Here is a 25,956-nt window from a genome sequence, read left to right as displayed (position 1 = left end):
GCCCTCGCCCGCTGGCTCGGCGTCAATTCAGCCCGGCATGTCCGCGGGCCGATCTAAAGAATGACTCGGCTCGTGTGCAAAGCGCAATGAGTTCTTCAGTTGCACACGGTCGCACGAACGCTCCCACATCGATACGAAAATTACCGCGCAGGCGTTGCTGATCACGCTCGTCAACGCGCGGGCCTCGGACATGAAGCGATCGATGCCGACCAGTAGCGCCACACCGGCGAGTGGCAAATCGGGAATCACTGCCAGCGTCGCAACGAGCGCAACCAGTCCGCTACCCGATACGCCCGCCGCGCCCTTCGACGTGAGCAGCATGACGGCTAGCATTGTCGCGATCTGCGCGCCCGACAGCGGCACATCGCACGCCTGGGCAATGAACATCGATGCAAGCGTCAGATAGATCGCCGTTCCGTCGAGGTTGAACGAATATCCGGCAGGGAGCACCAGTCCCACGATTCCCTTGTCGCAACCGAGCGCTTCGAGCTTGACGATGAGGCGCGGCAGCACCGGTTCGGTCGACGATGTCGCGAGCACGATCACAAGTTCTTCGCGCATGTAGCGCAGGAGCCGCCAGAGCGAGAAACCGTGCAGGCGTGCCAGCGGACCGAGAACGAATACGACGAACAGTAGACAGGCGACATAGAACGACACCATCAGCATGCCGAGCGAGCCGATCGAGCGGATGCCGAAACGGCCCACCGTGAAGGCCATTGCACCGAATGCGCCGAGCGGTGCGAGCCGCATGATCCTCGCGAGAATGCCGAACAGCACGTGGGCCACGCCGTCGATGAACTCACGCACCCGCCGCTCAGCGCTTGCGCTGGCGTTCAGCGCGAAACCGAACAGCAGCGCGAGCAGCAACACCGGCAATACCTCGCCCTTGTCGAATGCGCCGAGGAGTGTCTCCGGGATCACATGGAGCGTGAATTCCACGAGTCCGTGCGGCTGCGTCTGCGTGGCGTATTGCGCGAGAATTCTGGCGTCAAGATGACGCGCGTCGATGTGCAGTCCCGCGCCCGGATGCAGCGCAAACGCTGTGGCGAGTCCGAGAGCGAGCGCGACAGCAGTGAGGAAATAGAACAGCGCCAGTGCCTTCAGGATCGTGCGCCCGATCCTCGCGCCGCTCGCGAGCGAGGTAATGCCGGTGACGATCGTACAGAAGACGATCGGTGCGATCATCATGCGCACCAGCGCGACGAATGCGTCGCTCAGTGGTTTCAGCGATGCGCCGGCCTGCGGCCAGAAATGGCCGATGGCCACGCCGAACCCCATACCCAGCAGCACCTGAACGTAAAGCAGCCTGAACGGCCTTGCCACCTTCATTTCGGCGCCTTCTTTCTCACGGCACCCGTGCCGCTGCTGCGCTTCGAGTCGATGATCGTCCGATAAAACTCTTGCGCGGCCGGCGTAAGCTGACGCCCCCGCCGACTGACGATGCCCACGCGCCTCGTCACGACCGGATCGACGAGCGGCACGCTGGTCAGAATCGGATGTTCCCGCACGGGCATGGCCATCGAAGGTACAGCGGCAACGCCCAGTCCGGCTTCAACGAGGCCAAGCATGGTGGTGACATGACGAGTCTCGCAGACGCTTGGCACCCGCGGCGCCACGGCGGCGAGCGCCTGATCGAGCAGCAAGCGGTTGCCTGAAGTTTTGTCCACTGACACATATTCGTGTTCATAGAGCTCGCTCCAGGACACGCGCTTCTTGCGAGCAAGCGGATGATCCCTACGGCACGCAGCAACAAACCTCTCCTGCAGCAGGACCTTGAACTCGACCTCAGCCTCCTGGCTGCCCATGAAGCTGACGCCGAAATCGGCTTCACCGCTGATGACCGCGCCGAGAACCTCGTTGGCGCTGGCGTCCAGCAGTTTGACCCTGATCCGCGGATAGCGGCTGCGATAGTTCGCGATGACACTCGGCAGGAAATAGTAGGCAACCGACGGTACGCACGCGATGGTCACATGGCCCAGGCGGCTGGAGGAAACATCGCGAATACCAAGCAGCGCAGCATCGAGGTCATCGAGCAGTTGTTCAGCGCTTGGGGCGAATACGCGTCCTACAGTGGTGAGCGTGACGCTGCGGGTGGTTCGCTCGAAAAGGCGCACGCCGAGCGCCTCCTCTAGCTTGTCGATGCGGCGGCTCAGCGCCGGTTGCGAAATGTTGACCGCGTCAGCAGCCTTGCGGAAGCTCCCCAACTCCACGACTGCTCGAAACGCCTGCAAATCATTCAGGTCGAAGTTGACGCCCACTGCCATCCTCCGCGTTGTAGAGCCCCTATTTTGCGTGATGCGGGCGAAAGCGCCTATCGAGGACAACACTCGGTAATTCAGCCCGCGAGGGATAGAACCGAAGTGAGGAGCGAGGGGCCGGTTTCTTCGTGTCAGCGGTCATTCATGTCCGAGACGCGGGCGTCTCTTCATGGCCGCGTCGAGGCATTGCCACCTGCGATCTCCTCGCCGAAGACCGGTCATTGAGCGTGATCGGACGAGACTTTGGATACCGAGTTGGATGGTGACCTCGACCGACCGCTTGTGGCCGCTTGTCGCCTCGCAGGGCTGAAAACCGCGGGCTTCGGGTCCATACAGCAGCTCCTCGATTTAACGCGAATATTTATTGGGGACAGCCCGCAAAGCCGCATGCGACCGGGAGCGTTCCAACCGGAAATTTGCGCCGAACTCAAGGTGACCCCGATACGACGCCTTTCGCGCGCTGCGCAAGGCATCCGCGCAGTTGGGAGGCATCTGGCCGCGACAGAGCGTCGATGAGCGCGTCAACGAGGTGGCCTGAGATGCCGAATCCAGTTCATGCTTCTCAGCGAGTGGCCTTGTGGCATGAAAAGGCAGCAAGCATTCTCGTCGCAGCGGGTCGTCAAGGCACGCAGGTGGAGCGCCTGCCCGTCGAGCTGCGGCCTTCAACGATTGACGAGGGCTTCGCAATTCAGCGAAAGGTGGGTGATGTCCTTGGGCGCGAAGCCGGTGCATGGAAATGCGCGCTGGCGACGGCGGGTAAGGTCATCGCCGCGCCGATCTAAGCGGATCTGATCTACCGCAGCGTCGAATGCAGCTTCAGCGTCAGCTCGGTGCAGTCTACCGTGAAGGCAGGGCCCGAACTCGCCTGTTTTTATGAAACGCGACCTGCCGCCTCGAAGGTACGGATACAGCCAAGCCGAGGTGCTCGATGCTTTAGGTGACGGGCATCCCGTGCTGAACTGCTCGGGAGTCGTTACTCGCAACCGGCGTCCCTGACGGCTGCGACAAGCGAATCCGAATAGTGCACAAACTTGCGTGTTTGCTCGCCAAGTCCACTGCCACCAAGCGTCCTTGTGTCCCCCGCTTTCGGAAAAACAGGCGGTTTCTGACATGCTCAGGCCGTGTCATTGACATGCCCATCGACGCTTTCGCGCGGCCAGACCGCTCCCAACTGCGCGGATGCTTCCTGCAAAAGCGTGTAGAAGGCGTCGTAACGCTCCGGCGGGATTCGTAAGACCGGTCCAGCAATGCTAATTGTCCCGACAACCGCCCCGCCGATCAGCGAACGCACGGTCACGGCCATCGCGACGACGCCTGGCTCCGCCTCCTCGACGACGAGACCATAGCCGCGCTGCCTCGTCAGTTCGAGCTCCGGTATCAATTGGTCGACACTAGTGATCGCCTTCGGTGTTCCCGCGCCGTTGGGCTTGCCGAGTCCTCCACGCAATGCGTACCCGATTGCTTCGTCGTTTGACATTGCCGCCAACCACGCCTTTCCGACTGATGTCGCATGCAATGTGATGGGACTATGCATGGACGGCGAATACATGAGACCCGGTGCCGCGCCCTGAGACGCAGCGAGCCACGCGAGCGTCCCTTCATTGACCACCGTCAGCCGAACCAGCTCATGGCACTGGGCGGCGACCTCGTCGAGGATCGGCTGCACCAGGCCCGGCAGACCAAGCCCATGCAGGTACCGCTGACCGAGCAAAGAAAGTTTTAAGGTCAAACGGTATTGGGAAGTCTGTTCGTCTTGTTCAGCCCACCCCTGCTCGCACAACTGCGCAAGCACTCGATGGGCCGGACCTTTTTCCAGCTCAAGTTGAGCTGCGATGTCGGACATTCGCATCCAGCGCGCTTCGCGCGCCAGCAACTCGATGGCTTGAAGCGAACGATCAACTGCTCCCTTGACAACTCTCATAATTTAGGTAATATGGTTCTTATTGGAACGTTGTTACAACAATAAAGAATGCGCACCGAAAAGTCAATCCAAGACGGAGACAAGTCATGAGTGGAAGCACCCAGATTGAGGCCCATCGTCAGCGCCAGTCGAAGATAGCCGCGGCCAGCGGCTGGATTGGCTCAGCACTTGAGTACTACGACTTCTTCATTTATGCGACCGCAGCGTCGTTGCTTTTCCCGCAGCTCTTCTTCCCTTCTCAGAACCCAACAGTAGCTATCATCGCATCCCTGGCGACTTTCGGTGTCGGCTATGTTGCCCGGCCCATAGGCGCTATGGTGCTCGGCCACGTCGGCGACCGACACGGCCGGAAGACGGTGCTGATTTTCTGCATGTGTTTAATGGGTTTTTCGACGATGGGCGTGGGACTCCTGCCCACGTATCAGCAGGTCGGCATCTGGGCTCCGTTGCTGCTCGTCATCCTCCGGCTCATTCAGGGATTCGCGGTCGCGGGAGAGGTCTCCGGCGCCAGTTCCATGATCCTTGAGCATGCACCGTTCGGCCGACGTGGCTACTTCGCGAGCTTTACCCTACAAGGGGTACAAGCCGGGCAACTCCTGGCGGCAGCGGTCTTCTTGCCGTTGGCGCATTTCTTACCGAAAGATCAATTTGCTTCCTGGGGATGGCGCATTCCGTTTCTCCTCAGCTTTGTCGTCATCATCATGGGGTACATCATTCGCCGCCAGGTTGACGAAACTCCCGCTTTTCGCGAGGAGCAGGCTCACGGCGAGGTGCCTTCCTCACCGGTTGTCGAGGTCCTGCGACAGAGTTGGGACGATGTCTTACGCGTCGTCTGCATGGCGCTCGTTGCGGTCATCGCGCTTCTTGCTACGGTGTTCGGCGCCGCGTATGCAGTCCAGCCGGCCTACGGTATCGGCTTTCCTGTTGGCGTCTTTCTTTGGATTCCGGTTCTCGGAAACATCTGCTCGGTCATACTGATTCCCTTCGTCGGTAATCTCTCTGACAAAATCGGCCGCAGGCCGCCAGTTCTTGCCGGCGTGCTCAGCGCCGGGTTGCTCTCTTTTGGTTACCTGTACGCCATCAGCATCCATAATCTCTGGCTCACCATAATTCTTTCGGTGCTGATGTGGGGCATCGCCTACCAAGGCTTCAACGGGGTGTTCCCGAGCCTTTTCCCAGAACTATTTCGCACGCGCGTGCGCGTGACGGGGATGGCCATCGGACAAAACGTTGGGACGACGCTTGCGGCACTGACGCCCACACTCTTTGTAGCCGTCGCGCCCCCCGGCACCGCCAACATTCCGCTGAGGATCGGCTTTCTAACGTTCGGCATCTGTCTTATCGCCGCGTTCGCTGCATTCACTACGCGAGAGACATACCGGATCCGCCTTAACGATCTCGGCGACCGCGGTGCGGTGCCCGTCCCTAAAGCGGAGTACGAGCGCTTGCGCCGCGAAGCGATGGCCGGAAGAACCAGAACTGCCGATGCGCAGGATCTCGCAAAACAGCTTCGCTCGTAGGCTTTTACGACGGCTGTATTCGTTGCGACCACCGTGTTGGCGCAACTCAGCACGAGCCAAGCCGAAGCGACGCGACGCGACGCTTGCGAACACATTGACGCTATACAGAGGGTATGCACATGCACAACGAAGACACCCCCCGTTACGACGGCCCACGCGAGCTCGCGCAATCTCTGAGCGCATTTGCGCGCATCACCGCGGCCGAGGCTCGCTGGAACCAGGAAGGCCTGCGTGCCGATTCTGAGTACCGCGACCTCGGACTCGCCGCGGTGACTAACGGTCGCATCGGCGCGAAGCACATTCGTGCGCTGAAACCGTTCACCGATCCTACTGGCTGGCACTGGCACGACATGACCGGGCACTACCTGTACGTGCTCCGCGGATTTGTGACGTTCCGTTTCGCCGGTGTAGAGGGTGACGTGACGCTCAAGGCTGGAGAGGGCATGTCGCAGCCCGCCGGCGTGCCGCACAACGTCATGGGGCGCTCCGACGACCTGGAGGTCATCGAGATCAACGAGCCCGCCCACTACGGGACCTGGGATCTTGACGTGCCGCCGGCGCCATGGAAGTGACGGGCATTACACCGGTTCGTAATCAAAGTGGCTTGGTCTGAAAACGAATGATCCATCCCGCCCTCAGTAAGCCCAACTTCCGAGCAGTCAGATAAGACTGCGCCAACAGTCAACATCGAAGGCCACGCAGCAATGGATCCACATATCACAGGAAAAACGCGACTTTATGGGTTAGTGGGCGATCCACTGACGGCCGCCAAGTCGCCACAGTTATTGAACCAGCTTTTTACTGAACAGCGCGTGGACGCCGTTTGCGTTCCGTTCTGGGTCAACGCGGCAAATCTGTCGGCCTTCGTCAGCGGTGCGCGAGCGATGGGCAATCTGTCCGGCATGCTGGTCACCATGCCTCATAAACAACGAATGCTCGCGCTTGTCGACGAACTTGATCCGACTGCTCGTCAGGTCGGGGCGCTCAACGTCATTCGCTGCGAATCAGATGGACGCTGGGTCGGCGCGATATTCGACGGCGTCGGCTGCGTTCTTGGTATGCAGTGGGAAGGCAACCATCCGGCGAATAAGTCCGTGCTTCTCGTTGGCGCCGGAGGCGCCGGTAGCGCCATCGCATTTGCGGTCGCGGCTGCAGGCGCTAGCAAGCTAACCATATCTGATGTCGATGAGGACCGGGCTGGCGACCTTGCGGCATCCGTGGCAGCCGAAACAGGATGCGACGCTCATTCGGGGCCACCCGACCCGCAAGGATTCGAGGTCGTGATCAATGCCACGCCGCTCGGCATGAGAGCGAACGATGCCATGCCGGTCGATCCGGAGCGGCTAGCGCCCGGCGCCATCGTCGTCGACATCATCAATGCGGCCGAGCCAACGCCGCTTCGCCGCGCCGCGCAAGCGCGCGGTTGCCGCACCCAAGACGGCGGCCCGATGCATCAGGGGCAGGCTTTCTATGCACTCAGGTTTCTGGGCTTCGATTACCGCCCCAATGGACGATCAGCGCCAGACGACGGCCCGCGATAAGCGCCGAGCAGGAATGCCTGAAGGTAGAGTCAAAACATATAGGGAAAAGCGCCCGAAACCGGTAGTCGCCACCAATTCGATTTCGAAGCATGAAGTGATTGAAAATTTTTAAAGGAGAATGCGTATGAGAGTCGCCTTGCTGGAGGTCAGCCATTGGCATGTCCCGCTCTATCTTGATGCGCTGGAGGCGCCGGGGATTGAAGTGATCGCCGTGTCGGATGCAGAGCATGTCAAGGGAGAAGCTATTGCCGCACGCTTCGGAAGCAAGTTGTATTCGTCGGCCTATGAACTGCTAGAGCGCGAGGAAGTCGATTTCGCATTTGTGTTCGGGCGGCATTCCGAAATGCCGGCGCTCGCTGAGGCCGTGATCGCAAAAAACATTCCGTTCGCGCTGGAGAAACCGTGTGGCACCAACATGTCGCAGGTCACCCGGCTTCGTGCACTGACCGAGGAAGCCAATCTTTATTGCGCAGTACCGTTGATCTTTCGAATGAGCGAATTGCTGAGCTCACTCGAAGATGCCGAGGGGCGCATACCGTCGGATTTCAATTACATGTCCTTCCGTTTCATCGTGGGACCACCCAGTCGGTACGAAGCGGCAGGCGCCGGCTGGGCGCTCGATCCCGAGTATTCCGGAGGCGGATCGACGATCAACGTCGCTACTCATTTCATCGACTTGTTCAGATTGCTCACTGGCAAGGAGATCGCCCGAGTCTCCGCGACAATGAACTCAAGAACGCATCGAGGCGCCGTTGAGGACTATTCCCTGCTGACCATGCAGACCGAAGACGGCGTGATCGGCCTGGTGGAAACGGGATACAGCTTTCCCAGTACCGCCGACGAGCAGCGCGAATTCTCGTTCACTGTGGCATCCGATCGTATGTACGCGAAATCCGGCCCGGACCGAATCGAGATACGCGACAGAAACAATCTTTCCGCAGGCACGCGAAGCCGCCGCCTCCAGCTTGAAACTGACATCTACTACCCCTTGTTCGTCAAGCGGGTACTCGCCGAGTGCCGTACTGGCGCAAGGCCAATCGCGTCATTGCGCGATGCAGAGCTGATGATGCAGGTCATGGATGCGGCCTACGCATCGGCCAGGCAAGGGGGTGCGCTTCAAACTCTCGAGCCGATTCCCAAGTGACGGATTGCCCGGATCGCAAGCTCATGCTGCAAACAAGTCATTGCAACGCGGGCAACTACCCTTCGCCGAAGGAAGGGGATTGGATCGCGCGCGATTTCCGCTTCAACACCGGCGAGGTGATGCCGGAGTTGAGGCTACACTACCGTACCATCGGCGAGCCGTCCGGTGACCCGGTCCTGGTCCTGCACGGCACGACGGGCACTGGTGCCAGTATGCTGACACCTGATTTCGCGGGAGAGCTGTTCGGTCCCGGACAGCCGCTCGATGCCGACAAGTATTTCATCATCCTTCCGGACGCGATCGGAGCCGGTGGATCGTCCAGGCCGTCCGACGGACTGCGCACACGATTTCCGGCTTACAACTATGACGACATGGTGCTCGCGCAGCATAGGCTACTGACCGAGCACCTTCGAATTCGGCACCTGCGCCTGCTGATCGGTAACTCGATGGGCGGCATGCACGCATGGATCTGGGGTGTGCGGTATCCGGACTTTATGGATGCGCTCGTGCCAATGGCGTCGCAACCGACGGAGATGTCCGGTCGCAACTGGATGCTGCGCCGCATGCTCATCGAGATGGTCCGAAACGACCCGGAGTACCGGGACGGTAATTACACCGGCCAGCCCAGTGCCTTGCGCTTTTACAACGCCTTTTTTGCACTGGCCACTAACGGTGGGACGCTTGCCTGCCAGAAGGCGGCGCCGACGATCGACCTGGCCGACAAGTACGTCGACGCAAGGTTGGCTCAGCCGTTCACATTGGATGCCAACGACTTTCTATATCAATGGGGTGCTTCGCGCGGCTACAATCCGGCACCCGGCCTGAAAGACATTAAGGCGGCGGTCCTGGCCATTAACGCTGCCGACGACGAACGCTATCCGCCGGAGACCGGCCTGATGGAGCGTGCGATGCAACTTATTCCCAACGGATGGCTACATCTTATTCCTGCGAGCGAGGACACGTGCGGCCACGGCACCAATGGGCTGGCTCGCTTCTACAAGCGTGAGTTGCACGAACTGCTACAAACGACGCCGCGCAGAATCGGTGAGTGACGCCCTTATGGGCTTACAGATCACCGCGCCTGCTCCGAGACGTCTTTCTCTCCCGTATTGAACGCAGGCAGTCTAAAAAAGACGGTTGCCGCTATGACACTCTCCACGTGGCATCGACCGTCTCCGAATGGCCGAACCCGCACGACGGCCATTGCACCAAACAGACCCGATGCAGACGGTTATACCTCCGGGTGCCCGGCGGCAGATGTGCGATGCGGAGCAGCCTTTCAGTCGCGCTTACTTGCTTACACCCACCGGTCCAGGCAAACACAGCGCGGGGAAGTCACTGTCTCCTTAGCAGCATTGCGAGGCTCGAATGATATGAATGTGCACTCACATGATTGCGCTAATTTGCCAAGGTACGAATTCGTTCTGTCCGTAACCATGCAGCTCACTGCGAGTACGGTTCCCCGAAGCGACATCTAGCAGCAATTCGAAAAGCACTCCGCCCAGTTGCTCGATCGTCGTGCTCCCTTCCAACACCTCCCCGCAGTTCAGATCCATATCGTCGGACTGTCGTTGCCAAAGTGCTGTGTTCGTCGCAAGTTTGACGGACGGCGCGGGGGCGCAGCCGTATGCTGAACCACGTCCCGTCGTGAAACAGATCAGATTCGCACCGCCGGCTACCTGGCCGGTAGCCGACACCGGGTCATAGCCGGGCGTGTCCATAAAAACAAGGCCGCGTGCCGTGACCGGCTGGGCGTACTCGTACACTTCGACCAGATTGGTAGAGCCGGCTTTCGCGATGCCTCCCAGCGATTTTTCAAGGACGGTTGTCAAGCCACCTGCCTTGTTGCCCGCAGACGGATTGTTGTTGATTTGCGCCCCTTGCCGCTGCGCATAGGCCTCCCACCACTTGATGCGATCAACCAGCTTCTGACCCACCTCGGGCGTTTCGGCGCGGCGCGTCAGTAAGTGCTCCGCGCCATAGATTTCGGGCGTCTCCGAGAGAATCGCGGTGCCGCCGTGCTGCACCAGCAGATCAACCGCCGCGCCGAGCACCGGATTGGCGGTAATGCCGGAATACCCGTCCGATCCCCCGCATTGAAGACCGACCGTGAGATGGCTTGCGCTGACCGGCTGCCGCCTCACGTTGTTTGCTTCCGGCAACATGCGGCGAACCAGTTCGATACCCTTCGCGATCGTCAGTGTGGTCCCACCGCTGTCCTGGATCGTGAACGTTCGCAAGCGGTCGTGTTCCCGGAGTCCCTGCGTCTCAAGAAGTCGCGGGATCTGATTTGTTTCACAACCGAGACCGATGACCAGCACGCTTGCGAAGTTCGGGTGGCATGCATAGCCTCCAAGCGTGCGCTGCAGGATCGCCAGACCATCGCCTTCAGAGTCGATCGCGCAACCCGAACCGTGTGTGAGTGCCACGACGCCATCGACGTTCGGGAACGCGGCCAGTTCATCTGGATGAATGTCGCGGCGAAAATGATCAGCAATGGCCCGCGCAACCGTAGCCGAGCAATTTACCGAGGTGAGGATCCCGATGTAGTTGCGTGTGGCAACTCTGCCGTCTGCGCGGACAACGCCCTGGAATGTCGCGGGCCCGTTCGAGCGCACAGTCTGACGCGCGGCCTGCCCGAATGCGTAGTCACGCGCAAAGTCGCCCATAACGAGGTTGTGGGTGTGTACATGCTGCCCCGCGCGAATCGGCTGACTTGCAAAGCCGATTACCTGGCCGTACCGGTGCACCGCCTCACCCTGACCGATGTCACGTGTCGCCACTTTGTGTCCGGGTGGAATCAGTCCCGACACCGTCACTGCTTCCTTGTCGAGCACCGTGCCGGACACAAACTGTTCGAGCGCGATAACAACATCGTCCACAGGATTGAGCCTTATGATACGAGCCGACATCGAGGCGGTGGATGGCTCGGGCGTGTCGGCGATATTCAACGACATGGCACTACTCCTACGTTTCTCAGGGTGAGGGCCGGTCGCGCGTGGCCACGTGGGATTCGCGCGAAGGGCCGTGAAGCGGTGATCGACGACGCTTAACCGCTTAGCCAGCGCTCCAGGGTGTTTTGCAGCGCGTGTACTCAAGTTGATAGAGCGTCGTGTCCGGTGCCGTCGCGCCAGCCTCAGGCAATGCCGCAAGTCCCGAGACAAAACGGCCCACCGCTGAACGGACATAGTCTGCCCGGCACCCTTCGACTAACACGATCCATGTGGGTACCTGCGTGCCCTCTGAACGCGCCTTCTTTTCCGCCGTTTCCACTTTGCTGATTGCTTCGTCTGCAAGGCACAGGTGCACGCCCGTGATCCCTGGCAGATCCGCGAGGGGCGGCAGCACGCGCTGACGCAAACCCTTCACGACGTCTGCACGTGCATCCGAAGGCACGTCGAAGCGCACAGTCACAAGATAGGCACCTTGCCCAACGCCGTCCGAGTAGGCGACGTGACAGATTGAGCGCGCGACGCTCCGGAAAGAGGCGACAACCTGCCTGGTCCACGGCGTCGGCGTATTCAGCCGGGTAACGTAGTCTTGCGCGCCAAGCACCTCAACGGTGTCGGCCTCGTACAGATTGAAGTACTCGGGACCTGCGTCCAGTGCTATGAAGCGCCGACCGCGCCTGAACCCGGGGATGCCGGCGCGTTCCGGCATGTGCTCGCGGTTATGCCACTCGTAGAATTCATCTTTCGCTTCCGGCAGCAGGTCGTGCCAGATTGCGACTACGCCCGTTCCAGCAAGGCTCATATCTCCTCCCGTTGACAAATCGGATCGTCTTAAAGTGCCGATGGATACTCGCCGCGGCCCCAGGCTGCGCCAAGAATGTTCACGTACTGCACAACCTTTTGTGTCTGCTCGCCGAGTCCGCTGCCGCCGAGCGTCATGGTGTCGCCTGCTTTGAGAAAGACTGGCGGTTTCTGACCGAGGCCTACGCCAGGAGGCGTGCCCGTAATAATCACGTCGCCCGCCATTAAAGGCATGAAGCGGCTGAGATACGCCACGATGTGCGCGACGTTGAAAATCATCGTGCGTGTGTTGCCCGTCTGACGACGCGTACCGTTCACGTCCAGCCAAAGGTCGAGCACCTGCGGATCGGGAACTTCGTCGCGTGTTAGCAGCCACGGACCAAGCGGAGCGAACGAGAATCCGCTTTTACCCTTGGTCCACTGGCCTTCGCGTTCGAGCTGATACGCGCGTTCGGAAACATCATTCGCAAGGCAGTACCCCGCCACATGGTCTAGCGCGTCTGCTTCGTCGATCTGCCAGGCGGGTTTGCCGATCACCACGCCGAGTTCGACCTCCCAATCCAGCTTTTGCGCGTCTGCGGGCAAGACGACCGGATCGTTCGGGCCGCTGATGGAGCCCGTATGCTTGTTAAACACGACCGGTTCCCGTGGGATCGGCGTGTCGGTTTCAGCAGCATGATCGGAGTAGTTCAGGCCAATGCACACGAGATTACGGACATTGCCGACGCAGGCGCCGAGACGCGTGCCCGTTTCAACGACTGGCAGACGATCTAAATCGAGTTCCCTCAGTTTTGCAAGGGCGACTGGCGAGACAGTCGTCCCATCAATGTCATCCACGATGCCGGTCAGATCGCGGATCGCGCCGCTCGAATCGATGATACCGGGGTGCTCTTGACCAGGCTGGCCAAAACGGACGAGACGCATCTAGTACTCCTATCAGGACAAAAAAGTAATCGGCAATGTGCCGAGGTCGCCGAAGCCGATACGCAAATCACGACCAACAGGCAACTCCAGAACGCCCGCGTAAGACCCGGTGATCACAGCCTGGCCGGCATGCAGCCCGAGGCCGCGGACGCGAAGGAAATTGGCGAGCCACACAATCGGCGCGAGCGCGCCCCGGTCAGGGTGGCGTCCCGCACACATGACTGCTTCTTCGCCGACGCTGGCTAGGCTGACCTCGAATTCGACGGGGAGATCGGCCGGCGTCGCGCCCTCGATCGAATTAACGCGGGGTCCGATGACAAGGCCTGCATTGAACAGGCCGTCTGCCAGTAGTTCAGGGAACGTCAGCGTTTCGGGATGCGAATAACGACTGCCTAGCAATTCAAGCGCGAGGTGCGTGTGCCCAAGAGCGCCGAGCACTTCAGCCTCGCTATAGACGTCGCGCCGTGGGGGAAGGTCGCGGTTCAGCAGACAGGCCAGTTCCGGTTCCGCCCGCACAACGGCACGCGGAGGCCCACTCATGCGACATACACCGCCTCGATGGATATCAGCGTCATAGATCGGCGCGGCGATGACTTTGCCTTGCTGCGGAAGCGCGCATTTCCATGCGGCGATCCGCCCACCTAGCTGATGGCTGACCTCCTGCTGGATTGCAAAGCCGTCGCGCACATTCGCAGGCAACAGTTCGACAGGCAGCCGCTCGACGAGCTCGCCTTTTTGGCGCGCTGTCACAAGAATGCGTGCTGCCTCTTCTCGCGGACTGGCGATAGCCTCGGCGGCCTGTGTTGCTGCTGGCGCGTTCATGCCGCCTCACTTACGTTGCCACCCGCGCTTTCACGCGGCCATACCGCATCTAGCTTCGAAGCTCCTTCTTTCAATAGCGCGTAGAAGTCGTCGTAACGCTCGGGCCGAACTCGCATCACCGGTCCAGCAGCGCTCATCGTGCCGACCACCGTACCGTCGGTCAGCGACCGCACAGGCACCGCCAACGCGGCCACGCCTGGTTCGGCCTCTTCCACTACAAGCCCATAGCCGCGCTGTCTGGTCAGATCCAACTCGGGAATCAACTGCTCGATGCCGGTAATTGCCCTGGGCCCGCATAAGCTGGCGACAGCTTTTCCGAGTCCACCACGCAATGCACATTCGAGCGCCCGGTCATTTGACATCGACGGTAGCCATACCTTCCCGTTCACCGTTGCATGCACGGTAATAGGGCTATCCATGGACGGCGAATACATGAGACCCGGTGCCTCGCCTTGGGAGGACGCCAGCCAACCAAACGTCGAGTCCCATACGACGATTAGGCGAACCAGTTCCCGGCACTGCGCCGCCACCGCATCGAGGATCGGCTGCACCAGCGCCGGCAAGCCGAGCCCACGCAAGTACCGCTGACCGAGCACGGAAAGCTTCAAAGTCAGACGGTATCGTGATGTGTGTTTGTCCTGTCCAGCCCAGCCCTGCTCGCGCGGCTGCCCAGGCACTCGACGGGGCAGGCCGTTCTCAAATTCGAGTTCAGCGCCGAAGTCAGGCATGCGTATCCAGCCTGCTTCACATGCGAGCAACTCGATGATTTGCAGTGAACGGTCAACTGCGCCCTTGACAACTCTCATAGCGTTGGTAACATTGTTCTTGATGGAACGTTGTTACAACAATAAAGAACGCGAACGGAAAAGTCAATCGAAGACGGAGACAAGTTATGAATCGAAGCACCCCGGCTGAGCCGAATCGCCTGCGCCAATCGAAAACAGCCGCGGCCAGCGGCTGGATTGGATCAGCACTTGAGTACTACGATTTCCTCATTTACGCGACCGCAGCGTCATTGGTCTTTCCGCAACTTTTCTTCCCCTCTGGCAATCCGACGGTCGCGATCATCGCATCACTGGCGACTTTCGGTGTTGGCTATGTCGCCCGTCCGGTAGGCGCTATGGTGCTCGGCCACGTCGGCGATCGGCACGGTCGAAAGACGGTGTTGATTTTCTGCATGTTCCTGATGGGCATTTCGACGATGTGCGTGGGACTTTTACCCACGTATCGGCAGGTCGGCATCTGGGCTCCGGTGCTGCTCGTCATTCTCCGGCTCGTTCAAGGGTTCGCCGTTGCAGGAGAGCTCTCCGGTGCCAGTTCCATGATTCTTGAACATGCACCGTTTGGTCGGCGCGGCTACTTTGCAAGCTTCACCATCCAAGGGTCTCAGGCTGGGCAGCTTCTGGCGTTCGGGGTCTTCCTGCCCCTCGCGCATTTCATGCCGAAGGACCAGTTCGCTTCCTGGGGATGGCGGATTCCGTTCCTGTTCAGCGTTGTCGTTATCATTGTCGGTTACATCATCCGCCGCCAGGTTCAGGAAACCCCCACTTTTGCCCAGGAGCGAGCTCAGGGTCAGGTTCCCGCCTCACCGGTCGCCGAAGTCCTGCGGCAGAATTGGGGCGATGTTTTGCGCGTCGTCTGCATGGCGCTCACCGCCGTCGTCGTGTTTCTCGCTACGGTGTTCGGCACTGCGTACGCGGTACAGCCGGCGTACGGTATCGGCTTTCCTGCCGGCGTCTATCTCTGGATTCCGGTTCTCGGTAACGTCTGTTCGGTCATACTGATTCCTTTCGTCGGCAGTCTCTCAGACAGGATTGGCCGCAGGCCGCCAGTACTTGTCGGCGTCTTGAGCGCCGGCCTGCTTTCCTTCGGCTTCCTCTACGCGATCAGCATTCACAGCCTCTGGCTCTCGCTGATTTTTTCCACGCTCATGTGGGGCATCGCCTACCAAGGCTTCAACGGTGTGTTCCCGAGCCTGTTCCCAGAACTCTTCCGACCGCGGGTGCGCGTGACGGGAATGGCCATCGGACAGAATGTCGGGACGACCTTATCGGCCTTGATCCCCGCACTTTTCGTCGCAGTCGCGCCCCCTGGGTCCACCAACATCCCATTGAAGATCGGTTTTCTGACATTCGGCATTTGTCTCGTCGCCGCGTTCGCCGCGTTCACCACTCGGGAAACGTACCGTATCCGCCTTGACGAGCTCGGCGACCGCAACGCTATTCCCGTACCAACGGCCGAATATGAACGCCTGCGCAGTGAATCGTTGGTCGCGACGAGCAAGAATGCCGCTGAATCCGGGTTTGTCCACAACGTGCGATCTTAAGCCGTCGCCGGCCGGCTGCTCCGCGTAATCGCTCCTTGGGCACAACGCAAATCGGACATCCATGCAAACGTGTAACTCGGCGCCGGACGCCGGTTCGAACGTGCACGAGTTCCTCGCCTCGTCGTGCGCCGACGGATCGTCATCGATTGGCGCAGCTTGGGTCACGCGTGCATTCACGCCAACTCAGGTATGTCGTTCTACTGATTTATCGCGTGCCCGAATTAATTCGCAAGTTCATATATATCCGGGGACGTGCAGGCTGGCGAATGCGGCTTCCATGTAATCGAGAAATCGAGACGTAACCGGCGACTATTAGCAGCGCACTTAAGGCGTCGGTGCCGACCTCGTTAAACAGACGTAACTCGCTTTATCCACAATAGGAGACGCAATGAGGACTTTAGACGTGACCAAGGCCGCTGTCGTCGCGGCAACGGCATTCGCGGCCGCAGCGCCGGCGTTCGCACAAAGCAGCGTCACGCTGTACGGCATCGTCGATGATTCGATCGTTTATCAGAGCAGCCAGACGTCGCTCGGCTCGACGAGCGGTGGTCGCTCGAACGTCAAGATGGCATCGGGCATCTGGGCGGGCAGCCGCTTCGGCCTGAAGGGCGCAGAAGATTTGGGTGGCGGCACCAAGGCCATCTTCCAGTTGGAGTCGGGCTTCAACATCAACAACGGTGCGCAGCAATACGCCAACGCGATGTTCGGCCGTCAAGCCTGGATCGGTCTGACGAACCAGACCTTCGGTACACTGACATTGGGTCGCCAGTACACGTCTTACTACGCACTGATGGCGCCGTACAGCCCGACGAATTGGCTGACCGGCTACTTCGGCGCGCACCCGGGCGATCTGGACGCATTGGATACGATCTACCGCGCGAACAACTCGATCGTCTATACGTCTCCGAAGCTCTACGGCCTGACGGTCAGCGGCTCGTACTCGCTCGCAGGCGTGCCGGACAGCGTGTATCGCGGTTCGACGTGGTCGGCGGCGATCCAGTATCAGCAAGGCCCGATCGGCGGTACGGTTGCGTTCTCGCGCATCAACAACTCAACCGTCGGCGGCGGCGTCTACGGTGCGGATTCGACGATGAATACGGCTGGCCAATCGGGCGTGTCGGCGGTGACGAACGGCTATCAGGGTGCGCAGGCGCAGAATCGCTTCGCGGTCGGCCTTGGCTATGTATTCAACAGCGCGTGGGATCTCTCGGCGACGTACACAAACGTTCAGTACATCCCGGGCGTGCTGTCGAAGTTCACCGACGAGCAGGTTTTCAACACCGCCGGTACCGTGCTGCACTGGAAGCCCGCGACGGCATGGGACTTCGCTGCCGGCTATAGCTTCACGTGGGCGAGCAAGGCGAACGGTGTCGACGACGCAGCGTCGTATCACCAGTTCAACCTGTCCCAGTACTACGCGATATCCAAGCGCACCGGCTTCTACGCGCTCGAAGCATTCCAGCGCGCGAACGGTCGGACGCTCGGCACGCCGACGTTCCCAGGTGGCCCGACCGACCGCTCGATCGCCGCAACGGCATCAATCGGAGACGGCTTCCAGTCGGCTCCGTCGTCGTCGCGCAGCATGTTTGCAGCAGGCGTGGGTATCGTCCACCGCTTCTAGCATCACCAGAGTTTTATCCTTATTCCGGCTACGATCGCCAACACTTTCAATGCACATTGGATCCGTTCATGACCTCATATTCCAGCTATCTGCCTGACGATCTCGACGGTGCCCTGCTCGTTGGCCGCGTGTGGCGTCAAACAAAAAACGGCGCGGGACCGTGCGTCGTTGCGGTTCGCGGCGGCGAAGTGTTCGATATCTCCCGCATCGCACCAACCGTATCCGATCTTTTCGATCGCCAGGATCTCGTAGAACTCGTCCGGCAGGCTTCTGGCGAATCTCTGGGTCATGTCGGCAATCTGATCGAAACCACCGTCGCCGCACAACGGAAAGAGGGTCAACCCTACCTCCTGGCTCCCTGCGATCTGCAAGCCATCAAAGCCTGTGGCGTGACGTTTGCCGTCAGCCTTCTTGAACGCGTCATTGAAGAGCAGGCAGGCGGCGACCCTGCGAAGGCTGAGGAAGTGCGCGCTGCGATCACGCGTCTGATCGGCACCGATCTGTCGAAGATCAAGCCCGGCTCAGAAGCTGCCGTCAAGCTCAAGGAAGAACTGCAGCGACGCGGTGCATGGTCGCAGTACATGGAAGTCGGAATCGGCACCGATGCAGAGGTATTTTCGAAGGCGCAGCCTATGTCTTCAGTCGGACTCGGTGCCGATATCGGCTTGCTGCCTGCTTCAAAGTGGAACAACCCTGAGCCGGAGATCGTCCTCGCAGTCAACAGCAAAGGCGAGGTGGTGGGCGCCACACTGGGTAACGACGTCAATCTGCGCGACATCGAAGGCCGTTCCGCGCTGCTGCTGGGCAAGTGCAAGGACAACAACGGCTCGTGCGCGATCGGTCCGTTTATCCGCCTGTTCGACGGACGGTTCACGCTGGACACGATCCGAGAAACGAGTGTTTCGTTGCGCGTGGAAGGTACCGACGACGGCTTCGTGCTCGAAGGCGTCAGCCATATGCAAGAGATCAGCCGTGACCCTCTTGACCTGGTAAGTCAGACCTGGGGCAAGCACCATCAATATCCCGATGGCTTCATGTTGTTCCTCGGCACGATGTTCTCTCCGATCAAGGATCGCGATGCGCCGGGTGGCGGCTTTACGCATCACCTCGGCGACCGCGTGACGATCAGCGCCCCTCCGCTTGGCGCGCTCGTCAACACCGTGCGGCTGTCGACCCAAATCGCTCCGTGGACATTCGGCGTGCGTGCGCTGTACGCCAATCTCGCCGAGCGCTCGCTGCTGAACCTCGGTTGATCAAGCAGATATTTACTCACTGACGGATTTACGATGACGCAATTCCAGAACTTCATTGGCGGCGAATGGGTCGATGGCAACGACTTCGCTCCTAATGTGAACCCTTCGGACACGAGCGACGTGATCGGCGATTTCGCACGGGCCAGCACAGATCAGACACAGAAAGCAATCGCGTCTGCACGCTCAGCCTTTCGCACCTGGTCGCTCAGTACCCCACAGCAGCGCTTTGACTTGCTCGACCAGGTCGGCGGTACCATCCTTGCGCGCAAAAACGAACTCGGTAAGCTCCTGGCACGCGAGGAAGGGAAAACGCTCGCCGAAGCAGTCGGCGAAGTGGGACGCGCCGGACAGATTTTCAAATTCTTCGCGGGCGAGGCATTGCGGGGCGGCGGCGAGATTTTGCCGTCCGTCCGCCCGGGACTGACGGTCGAAGTCACACGCGAACCGCTAGGCGTCATCGGTCTGATCACGCCGTGGAACTTCCCGATCGCTATTCCCGCCTGGAAGATCGCGCCTGCGCTCGCGTATGGAAACTGCGTGGTCATCAAGCCGGCGGAACTCGTGCCGGGCAGCGTATGGGAACTTGTCAAGATCATCGCCGAGGGCGGTGCACCGGCGGGAGTTATCAATCTGGTCATGGGTAAGGGTTCGATCGTCGGCGAAACACTCGTCAAGTCAGCCGACGTGGATGCCATCAGCTTCACCGGCTCGGTTGGGACCGGCCAGGCGATCGCCGCGAAATGCGTCGCGACCGGAAAGAAGTTCCAGCTCGAGATGGGTGGCAAGAACCCAATGGTCGTGCTCGACGACGCGGATCTCGACGTCGCCGTCGAAGCGTGTATCAACGGCGCGTTCTACTCCACCGGCCAGCGTTGTACCGCGTCCAGCCGCCTGATCGTGACGAGCGGCATCCACGACCGCTTTGTCGGGGCCATGCAGGCGCGCATGCGCAGTCTCAAGATTGGTAACGCGCTGGATGCGTCGACGCAGATCGGTCCCGTTGTCGATGCCAAACAGCTAGAACAGGACGAGCGTTATATTGAACTCGCACGCACCGAAGGTGGCTCGGTGTTTGGCGGGGGTCGTGTTCCCTCGGCAACCGAAGGATTTTTCCTGGCACCCGCTCTCGTGACCAACACGACCCCGGCGATGACGATCAACAGGGAGGAAGTGTTCGGCCCTGTCGCTTCCGTCATCAAGGTCGCGGATTACGAGGAAGCGCTTGCCGTAGCCAACGACTCGCCATTCGGCCTCTCCGCTGGCATCTGCACCATGTCGCTGGCTCATGCGAGCCATTTCAAGCGTCACGTACAGGCCGGTATGGTGATGATCAATACGGCGACCGCGGGCGTCGATTACCACGTTCCGTTCGGCGGGCGCAAAGGTTCGAGCCTGGGTCCCCGTGAACAGGGCACCTATGCGCGCGAGTTCTATACGACCGTGAAAACCGCATACGTCGCTCCCGGGAACGTTTGAGCAAGCGATGAAAGAGTGAGCGAGAACTGGCAGCCTCGTAAGATGTGCTCGAGTCCTCCCTGCATTTAACACGACTGCACGGCCGACGTGAGCGGTACCCGGCGACCCGTCAGCCGATTACCCGACAGTTGACACGCGCAAACAAACAGTTCCATCGAGAAAACGTTCAACGGCAGCAGGTTACCGAGTGGATGGCCACGTTGAAGGTCCGTTGATCGGTATGAAGCAGCCACTGAACGACGATCTTTGCGCCTCCGCGAAAGGCCGTTTATGGCCCAGATTGTGTCAAAACGCACGCCGCTTCGGCTCAGCGCGAAAAGCGGCTTGTCAGAACACCTTATATCGGCCTCGCGGCACTCCGGGAGGGGTAAAGCAACCCCCTAAAACCTAGTGATTTTGAGTTTTGACACGGCCTCGGCCGACTACTGCCCGACGCGGCCGGCGGCAGTCGACCCCTCGCCGCCTTTTATGTTCAAACGCCACGCGGCTGCATTCGAGCGGATTCGCGTTGAAATTGCACAATGCGATAAAACTTGCGGCAGCCGCCGCGTAAGCGCAAAACGGCTGCTTCTGACTAGGTGTATTTCAGCAGCCTGTTAAGGGCGGCAGAGAGGGGGTGGGAAGGGCTACCCTTCCCTTTAAAGAGAAGATTCAATGGCGAATCGACGATTCGCTATTGAGAGCGATCGAAGCCAATTGGCCCTGGGGCCGCGTGGCCATCAGCGCGTCGCAGCCCTGCGGAAATCGGACGGCGTCACGCCGGTCGCCTTCTTGAATGCGGTGCTGAAGTGCTGAGCATGGCTGAAGCCGCACTCCAGCGCGACTTCAGTTGCGGTGCGACGGGGATCCAAGAGGAACTCCTTGGCCCGCTCGAGACGCAGACTGTACACAAAGCGCAAGGGTGTCTGCCCGGCACTTTCCCGAAAAGCCCGCATGAAATGCCGGGGACTAACACCGGCTACTTGCGCCAAGCCCTCGATCGTGAACGGCCTCGACAAGTCGGCCTCGATGTAGTCGATAACGCGCCGCAAGCTGCCAGGTGCGAGGCCACCGCACCGGCGAACGGTGGCTGCCTGGCTGCCGTCGACCCGCGCCAGTAGGGCGAGTGCTTGCATTGCCCAGCCCTCGGCGAACAACCCGTAAAGGCTGTCTGCATTGCGCGCCTCACGGCAAAGCACCGAAAGGCTACGTTGCAGATCTTCGTTGCCGAAGGCAATCAGCGGCCGATTGAAGTGGCAGCCGGCGTCGGACGCAACGGTCGGGTCGAGGAAGACTACCGTGTAGTCGAAGGACGCGGCTACGTCGAACTCGCCTTCGACTGAAGTCGAGGCTGGGAACAGCGCAAAGTTTGTTCCTCGTTTTATTCCCGAGTGAATGCGGCGTCCGTCGAGCTCCAGATGCAACTCTTTGAGGCCGTTCCGAAACCAGAATAGCGCGAGCCGCGGTTGACGAAAACGCCACGAGATCGGCCCGGTCGCTCGGCGCTCGAGGACTTCGAGATGGGTGGTGCGCGAGTCAACAATGGTGCCGGCTACGAGTTCGCCCCCAACCTCGCGATATTCAGCTTGTAAGTCCAGGTGACCATCCATTGCTTACCTCCGCTTCCACCTTGCGTCCGGCCTCATTGTGCGCGCGGACTCTCCCTTTACTCAGCAAGCGAATCAGTCGCTGATGAATGCCCTTATGGGGAGGGTCGCCGACGCATGGACGTCAACCGCGTCGCTTCGTCCCTGCCTATCGTACACCTCAGCTCCTCCTGCTGTGGCGCAACGGCGATGCGATGAGCCGAGACAACGGGCCTGCAAGGGGCCCGTTGCATAGTTCAGATCACCGACGCGTCCGGCGGCCGGCCCACGCTTTTGGCCGCCGGCGCAGTGGCATTCAATGGTGCTATGGCCAGCGCGTTCTGACTTGCTGCTGACGCCATCCAATATGGCGAGTTAAACGTTCGTCGAAATTTAAGTGGCGCGCATAGCCGGCCGTTCTCGACTGGGCGGGAATATGCTCCATGTGCCGTCTTGGTGACGAAAGAAGAACATGGCAACCGGACATGTCCCTCTGAATGTCTCGACGCATACGTAGCATTCGTGCCTGGACCGTCTGTTTCGGAACTTAGTGACGCGAACCATCGTCGAGGGGTCCGGGGCGAGCCAATGATCGATCATCAAGCGCAGCGATATTCCCGCACTAGCCATCGTCTTCTTCCTTTAGTCTGACGCCACAGTCCTGTCGCCAAGGTGCGGAGCAACGTTCAGAACTTGACTTTCCCAATGCCCTTCAATTGCAGGATTTCCCGGGCTTCGTTCGGGCTGGCGATTTCGAGTCCAAGCCCCTCGATAATCTGGCGCGCCTGCCTCACCTGCGCTGCACCGCTCTCGGCCAGCGTACCGCGTCCAAGCCACAGGCTGTCTTCCAATCCGACGCGCACATTGCCGCCCATACTCGCGGACATTGCTGCAAGGCGAAGCTGATCCTTGCCTGCCCCCAGCACCGACCAGCGATAGTCATTGCCGAACAGCCGGTCGGCCGTCCGCTTCATGTGCAACACGTCTTCTGGATGGGTGCCGATGCCTCCCAGGATGCCAAACACCATCTGGACAAAGAACGGCGCCTTGATCAGACCGCGCTCGACGAAGTGCGCCAAGTTGTAGAGGTGGCTCACGTCGTAGCACTCGAATTCGAAGCGCGTGTCGTTGGCGGCGCATTGCGCCAGGGCGTATTCGATATCCTTAAAGGTGTTGCGGAAAATCAGGTCGCGACTGGCTTCGAGCGCTTCGCGCTCCCAGGCATGTTTGAACTCCTTGAAACGCGCCAGCATCGGGAAAAGCGCGAAGTTCATGGAGCCCATGTTGAGAGAGGCCACCTCGGGCGCAAAGCGCATTGACGGCAGAATGCGCTCCTCGATCGTCATGTAGGGCGAGCCGCCGCTGGTGATATTCAACACCGCATCGGTGCGTGCCTTGATCTGCGGCAAGAATTGGCCGAATGCATCGGGGCTCTGGTCCGGCTTGCCCGTGACAGGATCGCGTGCATGAAGGTGAATGATCGCGGCGCCCGCTTCGGCCGCGCCGACCGAGGCTTCGGTGATCTCTTCCGGTGTAATCGGTAGATACGGCGACATCGAGGGGGTATGAATCGCACCGGTCACAGCACATGTGATGATGACTTTGCTCATACTATGAACCCGGAAATTCGCATCAGGTGGCCAGTTCGGCAGCCAGTGCGCCTGGCGAGCGAGTGCTTCGATGCTTGCAAGCTTGAATCTGCTGTTGCCGGCTTAGAGCGGGTTGACTTCATTGACTTGTCTCCTTTTATCTTCGGTATGAGTTTCACGATGCGGCGCAGGTAACCACATTCGGGGCTGAGACCTCACGGGCCAAGGACCGCCCTTGCATAGACAAGATCGCTCCCCTTAGTCCGAGCAGACTGCACCACCCTCTGTTGAGGCTCCTCAGTCTCTCGCAACGTCGCCGCTGGTGATTGCAACGCGGCGCCACCCTTGCTTGGAAGTGCCATGACATGGCGTCGTGCCGCCGGTCCGGGCCAAGCTCGTTATCGGTGGGCCTGCCGCCCAGTGCGACGTATGTAGTGCCCCAAACAGTGCTCACGCGTTGGCACCCGCCAGATCGCTTCAGAGAATTGGCCCTGGCGGAGTCAACGGCCAGGCGGACTCACCGCACTACGCGGGTAACTAAAAAAGATGCTTGACTCCGAGCATCGCACCGGTCTGGCCGACGCCTGCCCCGGGCGCAGTGCCGCCGCCGGCGCTGACCGAGTAATGCGCCATCAAGGCCGCTACCCGACCGCGCTCGCGTCATGACTGTGCAAAAAGGCCGACGTCTTGTGCTTGATCAGAGCAACCGCGACACCGCCGATCACCGCGGCCATTGCAATGGCGAGGAAGTTCTGCACCAGCGGCAGCTTCATCGAGACCAGCAGCCCGATCACGATCGGCGCCGCGATCGCGCCGATGCGCCCGACCCCCGAGGCAAAGCCGAGTCCCGTCGAACGGATCGACGTCGGGTAGAACTGCCCGGCATACGCGTACAGCATGATCTGCGTGCCCAGCGTCGACGCGCCGACGACGGCAACGATCAGAAACAGCGGCTGCGCGCCGTAGCCGAGCAGCGTCAGCGAAACCGCGGCGACCGCGAAGAAAGCGGTCGTCACCCACTTGATGTGCAGCTTGTCGGCGAGCCATCCGCCACCGACGGCGCCGACGACTGCACCGGCGTTGTAGGCGACCAGGAAGTTCAGCGCGGAACCTAGGCTGTAGCCGGCCATGCCCATCAGCTTGACCAGCCAGGAACTGAGCGCATAGAGCATGAAAAGGCAGGTCATGAAGGCGACCCAGAACATCACCGAGCTGAAGCCGCGGCCGTCCAGGAACAGCCTGCCTGCGGTCGGGCCTACGGCCATGTCCTCGGCCGGAACGAGGAACTCCTCGTGCGGCTCGAGCCGCATGTCCGGCCGGATCTTCCGGACCACTTCGCGCAGATGCGTGTCGTCGTGTTGCTTGATCAGGAACGGCAGCGACTCAGGCATGTACTTCAGCATGAACGGGATCAGCACCACTGGGGCGCCCGCGGCGACGAACACCGATTGCCAGCCGTAGGTCTCGATGAACTGCTTGCCGAGCAGCGCGGCGAGGATGCTGCCGGCCGCGTAGCCGCAGCACATCAGCGTGACCATCACGCCGCGCACCTTCTTCGGTGAGTATTCGGTCATCTGCGCCGCCGCATTCGGGATCGCGCCGCCGATGCCGAGCCCGGCGAGGAAGCGCATCACGCTGAAGGTGATCGGGTCGTTGGTGAACCCGGCAGCCGCGGTGAAGACGCCGAACAAGAACACGCAGATCGAGATCGCGCAGCGGCGGCCGATCTTGTCGGCCAGCGCGCCGAGCAGGATCGCACCGAACATCATGCCGAAGAGCGCCGAACTGGCCATGAAGCCCGCGGTCGCGGCCTCGACATTCATCGCCTTCATGATCGACGGAAGCGCGGTGCCGGCGACCGCCAGGTCGTAGCCGTCGAGCACCAGGATCATGAAACACCAGATCAGCACCGACCAGTGAAAGCTGTTGAACTTCGCCTCCTCGGCCAGTTTGTGAACATCTATCCGGTGCATGGTTTCTCCTTGGAGAGTTTGAGCGGAGAGATGCCTCTAGCTCCGAGCCGGCATCAGGTGGCAAGCTCGGGAGCCAGTGCGCCCGACGAGCGAGTGCTTCGATGCTTGCAAGCTTGAATCTGCTGTTGCCGGCTTAGGGCGGGTTGACTTCATTGACTTGTCTCCTTTTATCTTCGGCACGAGGTTCAGGAAGCGGCGCAGGTAACCACATTCGGGGCTGAGACCTCACGGGCCAATGACCGCCCTTGCATAGACAAGGTCGCTTCCCTTA

Annotated in this window: 21 protein-coding genes; 10 read left to right on the top strand and 11 right to left on the bottom strand. The window is 60.3% G+C overall.

Features of this window, described 5'->3' with window-relative positions; genetic code table 11:
- Nucleotides 1-27 precede the first annotated feature (27 nt).
- Nucleotides 28-1,329 carry a C4-dicarboxylate transporter DctA gene (gene dctA / locus P3T16_RS30185; RefSeq protein WP_429345034.1) on the bottom strand — a complete coding sequence of 434 codons (1,302 nt, stop codon included), beginning with the start codon at nt 1,327-1,329 and terminating at the stop codon, nt 28-30.
- A complete protein-coding gene (locus tag P3T16_RS30180) occupies nt 1,326-2,258 on the bottom strand; it encodes a LysR family transcriptional regulator (RefSeq protein ID WP_429345033.1) in 933 nt (310 codons plus the stop codon). The genes dctA and P3T16_RS30180 overlap by 4 nt, the downstream gene beginning before the upstream one ends.
- A gap of 575 nt (nt 2,259-2,833) precedes the next feature.
- Between P3T16_RS30180 and P3T16_RS30175 the strand changes: the two genes are divergently transcribed.
- On the top strand, nt 2,834-3,040 hold the full coding sequence (locus P3T16_RS30175) for a hypothetical protein (protein ID WP_429345032.1): 207 nt from the start codon (nt 2,834-2,836) through the stop codon (nt 3,038-3,040).
- A 332-nt stretch (nt 3,041-3,372) separates the two neighbouring features.
- On the opposite strand, the gene P3T16_RS30170 is transcribed toward P3T16_RS30175, so the two are convergent.
- The gene (locus tag P3T16_RS30170; protein ID WP_429345031.1) at nt 3,373-4,179 is read right to left on the bottom strand and encodes an IclR family transcriptional regulator; all 807 of its coding nucleotides are present in this window, start codon (nt 4,177-4,179) and stop codon (nt 3,373-3,375) included.
- 86 nt (nt 4,180-4,265) lie between these two features.
- On the opposite strand from P3T16_RS30170, the gene P3T16_RS30165 reads away from it, so the two are divergent.
- From P3T16_RS30165 to P3T16_RS30145, 5 genes are all read left to right on the top strand, one after another.
- A complete protein-coding gene (locus P3T16_RS30165) occupies nt 4,266-5,699 on the top strand; it encodes an MFS transporter (RefSeq protein WP_429345030.1) in 1,434 nt (477 codons plus the stop codon).
- Between the two features lie 119 nt (nt 5,700-5,818).
- Entirely contained in the window at nt 5,819-6,271 is a 453-nt protein-coding gene (locus tag P3T16_RS30160; protein WP_429345029.1) for a cupin domain-containing protein, read from the top strand.
- A gap of 132 nt (nt 6,272-6,403) precedes the next feature.
- Complete coding sequence (locus tag P3T16_RS30155) at nt 6,404-7,240, top strand: shikimate dehydrogenase family protein (RefSeq protein ID WP_429345028.1); 837 nt, start codon at nt 6,404-6,406, stop codon at nt 7,238-7,240.
- 124 nt (nt 7,241-7,364) lie between these two features.
- On the top strand, nt 7,365-8,384 hold the full coding sequence (locus P3T16_RS30150) for a Gfo/Idh/MocA family protein (protein WP_429345027.1): 1,020 nt from the start codon (nt 7,365-7,367) through the stop codon (nt 8,382-8,384).
- Nucleotides 8,385-8,407: 23 nt separating this feature from the next.
- On the top strand, nt 8,408-9,436 hold the full coding sequence (locus tag P3T16_RS30145) for an alpha/beta fold hydrolase (protein WP_429345026.1): 1,029 nt from the start codon (nt 8,408-8,410) through the stop codon (nt 9,434-9,436).
- A gap of 333 nt (nt 9,437-9,769) precedes the next feature.
- On the opposite strand, the gene P3T16_RS30140 is transcribed toward P3T16_RS30145, so the two are convergent.
- The 5 genes from P3T16_RS30140 to P3T16_RS30120 all read right to left on the bottom strand — a co-directional run bounded on the left by P3T16_RS30140 (nt 9,770) and on the right by P3T16_RS30120 (nt 14,688).
- Nucleotides 9,770-11,341 (bottom strand): UxaA family hydrolase, encoded by a 1,572-nt coding sequence (locus tag P3T16_RS30140; protein WP_429345025.1) that lies wholly within the window; start codon nt 11,339-11,341, stop codon nt 9,770-9,772.
- Between the two features lie 100 nt (nt 11,342-11,441).
- Entirely contained in the window at nt 11,442-12,137 is a 696-nt protein-coding gene (locus P3T16_RS30135; protein ID WP_429345024.1) for a hypothetical protein, read from the bottom strand.
- 29 nt (nt 12,138-12,166) lie between these two features.
- Nucleotides 12,167-13,060, bottom strand: a complete 894-nt coding sequence (locus tag P3T16_RS30130) for a fumarylacetoacetate hydrolase family protein (protein ID WP_429345023.1) — start codon at nt 13,058-13,060, stop codon at nt 12,167-12,169.
- Between the two features lie 12 nt (nt 13,061-13,072).
- Nucleotides 13,073-13,882, bottom strand: a complete 810-nt coding sequence (locus P3T16_RS30125; protein ID WP_429345022.1) for a 2-keto-4-pentenoate hydratase — start codon at nt 13,880-13,882, stop codon at nt 13,073-13,075.
- The gene (locus P3T16_RS30120) at nt 13,879-14,688 is read right to left on the bottom strand and encodes an IclR family transcriptional regulator (RefSeq protein ID WP_429345021.1); all 810 of its coding nucleotides are present in this window, start codon (nt 14,686-14,688) and stop codon (nt 13,879-13,881) included. The genes P3T16_RS30125 and P3T16_RS30120 overlap by 4 nt, the downstream gene beginning before the upstream one ends.
- Before the next feature lie 86 nt (nt 14,689-14,774).
- On the opposite strand from P3T16_RS30120, the gene P3T16_RS30115 reads away from it, so the two are divergent.
- The 4 genes from P3T16_RS30115 (at nt 14,775) to P3T16_RS30100 (ending at nt 20,558) form a co-directional block, all read left to right on the top strand.
- Entirely contained in the window at nt 14,775-16,208 is a 1,434-nt protein-coding gene (locus P3T16_RS30115) for an MFS transporter (RefSeq protein ID WP_429345020.1), read from the top strand.
- A gap of 388 nt (nt 16,209-16,596) precedes the next feature.
- A complete protein-coding gene (locus P3T16_RS30110) occupies nt 16,597-17,829 on the top strand; it encodes a porin (protein ID WP_429345019.1) in 1,233 nt (410 codons plus the stop codon).
- 68 nt (nt 17,830-17,897) lie between these two features.
- Entirely contained in the window at nt 17,898-19,082 is a 1,185-nt protein-coding gene (locus tag P3T16_RS30105) for a fumarylacetoacetate hydrolase family protein (RefSeq protein WP_429345018.1), read from the top strand.
- A gap of 33 nt (nt 19,083-19,115) precedes the next feature.
- A complete protein-coding gene (locus P3T16_RS30100) occupies nt 19,116-20,558 on the top strand; it encodes an aldehyde dehydrogenase family protein (RefSeq protein WP_429345017.1) in 1,443 nt (480 codons plus the stop codon).
- Nucleotides 20,559-21,277: 719 nt separating this feature from the next.
- On the opposite strand, the gene P3T16_RS30095 is transcribed toward P3T16_RS30100, so the two are convergent.
- From P3T16_RS30095 to P3T16_RS30085, 3 genes are all read right to left on the bottom strand, one after another.
- Complete coding sequence (locus P3T16_RS30095; RefSeq protein WP_007588883.1) at nt 21,278-22,147, bottom strand: AraC family transcriptional regulator; 870 nt, start codon at nt 22,145-22,147, stop codon at nt 21,278-21,280.
- 662 nt (nt 22,148-22,809) lie between these two features.
- Nucleotides 22,810-23,733 carry a 3-keto-5-aminohexanoate cleavage protein gene (locus tag P3T16_RS30090; protein WP_429345016.1) on the bottom strand — a complete coding sequence of 308 codons (924 nt, stop codon included), beginning with the start codon at nt 23,731-23,733 and terminating at the stop codon, nt 22,810-22,812.
- Between the two features lie 620 nt (nt 23,734-24,353).
- On the bottom strand, nt 24,354-25,685 hold the full coding sequence (locus P3T16_RS30085; RefSeq protein ID WP_429345015.1) for an MFS transporter: 1,332 nt from the start codon (nt 25,683-25,685) through the stop codon (nt 24,354-24,356).
- Between the last annotated feature and the right edge of the window lie 271 nt (nt 25,686-25,956).

The sequence above is a fragment of the Paraburkholderia sp. GAS42 genome (genome assembly GCF_050436565.1).
Classification (GTDB): Bacteria; Pseudomonadota; Gammaproteobacteria; order Burkholderiales; family Burkholderiaceae; genus Paraburkholderia.
The sequence above is the reverse complement of the archived record's forward strand: the minus strand, read 5'-3'. Positions and strand labels throughout refer to the sequence as shown.

What these genes read in the sequence shown, in the direction of transcription:
- dctA (WP_429345034.1), bottom strand. Translation starts at nt 1,329, where the DNA reads ATGAAGGTGGCAAGGCCGTTCAGGCTGCTTTACGTTCAGGTGCTGCTG.
- P3T16_RS30170 (WP_429345031.1), bottom strand. Translation starts at nt 4,179, where the DNA reads ATGAGAGTTGTCAAGGGAGCAGTTGATCGTTCGCTTCAAGCCATCGAG.
- P3T16_RS30165 (WP_429345030.1), top strand. Translation starts at nt 4,266, where the DNA reads ATGAGTGGAAGCACCCAGATTGAGGCCCATCGTCAGCGCCAGTCGAAG.
- P3T16_RS30160 (WP_429345029.1), top strand. Translation starts at nt 5,819, where the DNA reads ATGCACAACGAAGACACCCCCCGTTACGACGGCCCACGCGAGCTCGCG.
- P3T16_RS30155 (WP_429345028.1), top strand. Translation starts at nt 6,404, where the DNA reads ATGGATCCACATATCACAGGAAAAACGCGACTTTATGGGTTAGTGGGC.
- P3T16_RS30150 (WP_429345027.1), top strand. Translation starts at nt 7,365, where the DNA reads ATGAGAGTCGCCTTGCTGGAGGTCAGCCATTGGCATGTCCCGCTCTAT.
- P3T16_RS30145 (WP_429345026.1), top strand. Translation starts at nt 8,408, where the DNA reads ATGCTGCAAACAAGTCATTGCAACGCGGGCAACTACCCTTCGCCGAAG.
- P3T16_RS30140 (WP_429345025.1), bottom strand. Translation starts at nt 11,341, where the DNA reads ATGTCGTTGAATATCGCCGACACGCCCGAGCCATCCACCGCCTCGATG.
- P3T16_RS30135 (WP_429345024.1), bottom strand. Translation starts at nt 12,137, where the DNA reads ATGAGCCTTGCTGGAACGGGCGTAGTCGCAATCTGGCACGACCTGCTG.
- P3T16_RS30130 (WP_429345023.1), bottom strand. Translation starts at nt 13,060, where the DNA reads ATGCGTCTCGTCCGTTTTGGCCAGCCTGGTCAAGAGCACCCCGGTATC.
- P3T16_RS30125 (WP_429345022.1), bottom strand. Translation starts at nt 13,882, where the DNA reads ATGAACGCGCCAGCAGCAACACAGGCCGCCGAGGCTATCGCCAGTCCG.
- P3T16_RS30120 (WP_429345021.1), bottom strand. Translation starts at nt 14,688, where the DNA reads ATGAGAGTTGTCAAGGGCGCAGTTGACCGTTCACTGCAAATCATCGAG.
- P3T16_RS30115 (WP_429345020.1), top strand. Translation starts at nt 14,775, where the DNA reads ATGAATCGAAGCACCCCGGCTGAGCCGAATCGCCTGCGCCAATCGAAA.
- P3T16_RS30110 (WP_429345019.1), top strand. Translation starts at nt 16,597, where the DNA reads ATGAGGACTTTAGACGTGACCAAGGCCGCTGTCGTCGCGGCAACGGCA.
- P3T16_RS30105 (WP_429345018.1), top strand. Translation starts at nt 17,898, where the DNA reads ATGACCTCATATTCCAGCTATCTGCCTGACGATCTCGACGGTGCCCTG.
- P3T16_RS30100 (WP_429345017.1), top strand. Translation starts at nt 19,116, where the DNA reads ATGACGCAATTCCAGAACTTCATTGGCGGCGAATGGGTCGATGGCAAC.
- P3T16_RS30095 (WP_007588883.1), bottom strand. Translation starts at nt 22,147, where the DNA reads ATGGATGGTCACCTGGACTTACAAGCTGAATATCGCGAGGTTGGGGGC.
- P3T16_RS30090 (WP_429345016.1), bottom strand. Translation starts at nt 23,733, where the DNA reads ATGAGCAAAGTCATCATCACATGTGCTGTGACCGGTGCGATTCATACC.
- P3T16_RS30085 (WP_429345015.1), bottom strand. Translation starts at nt 25,685, where the DNA reads ATGCACCGGATAGATGTTCACAAACTGGCCGAGGAGGCGAAGTTCAAC.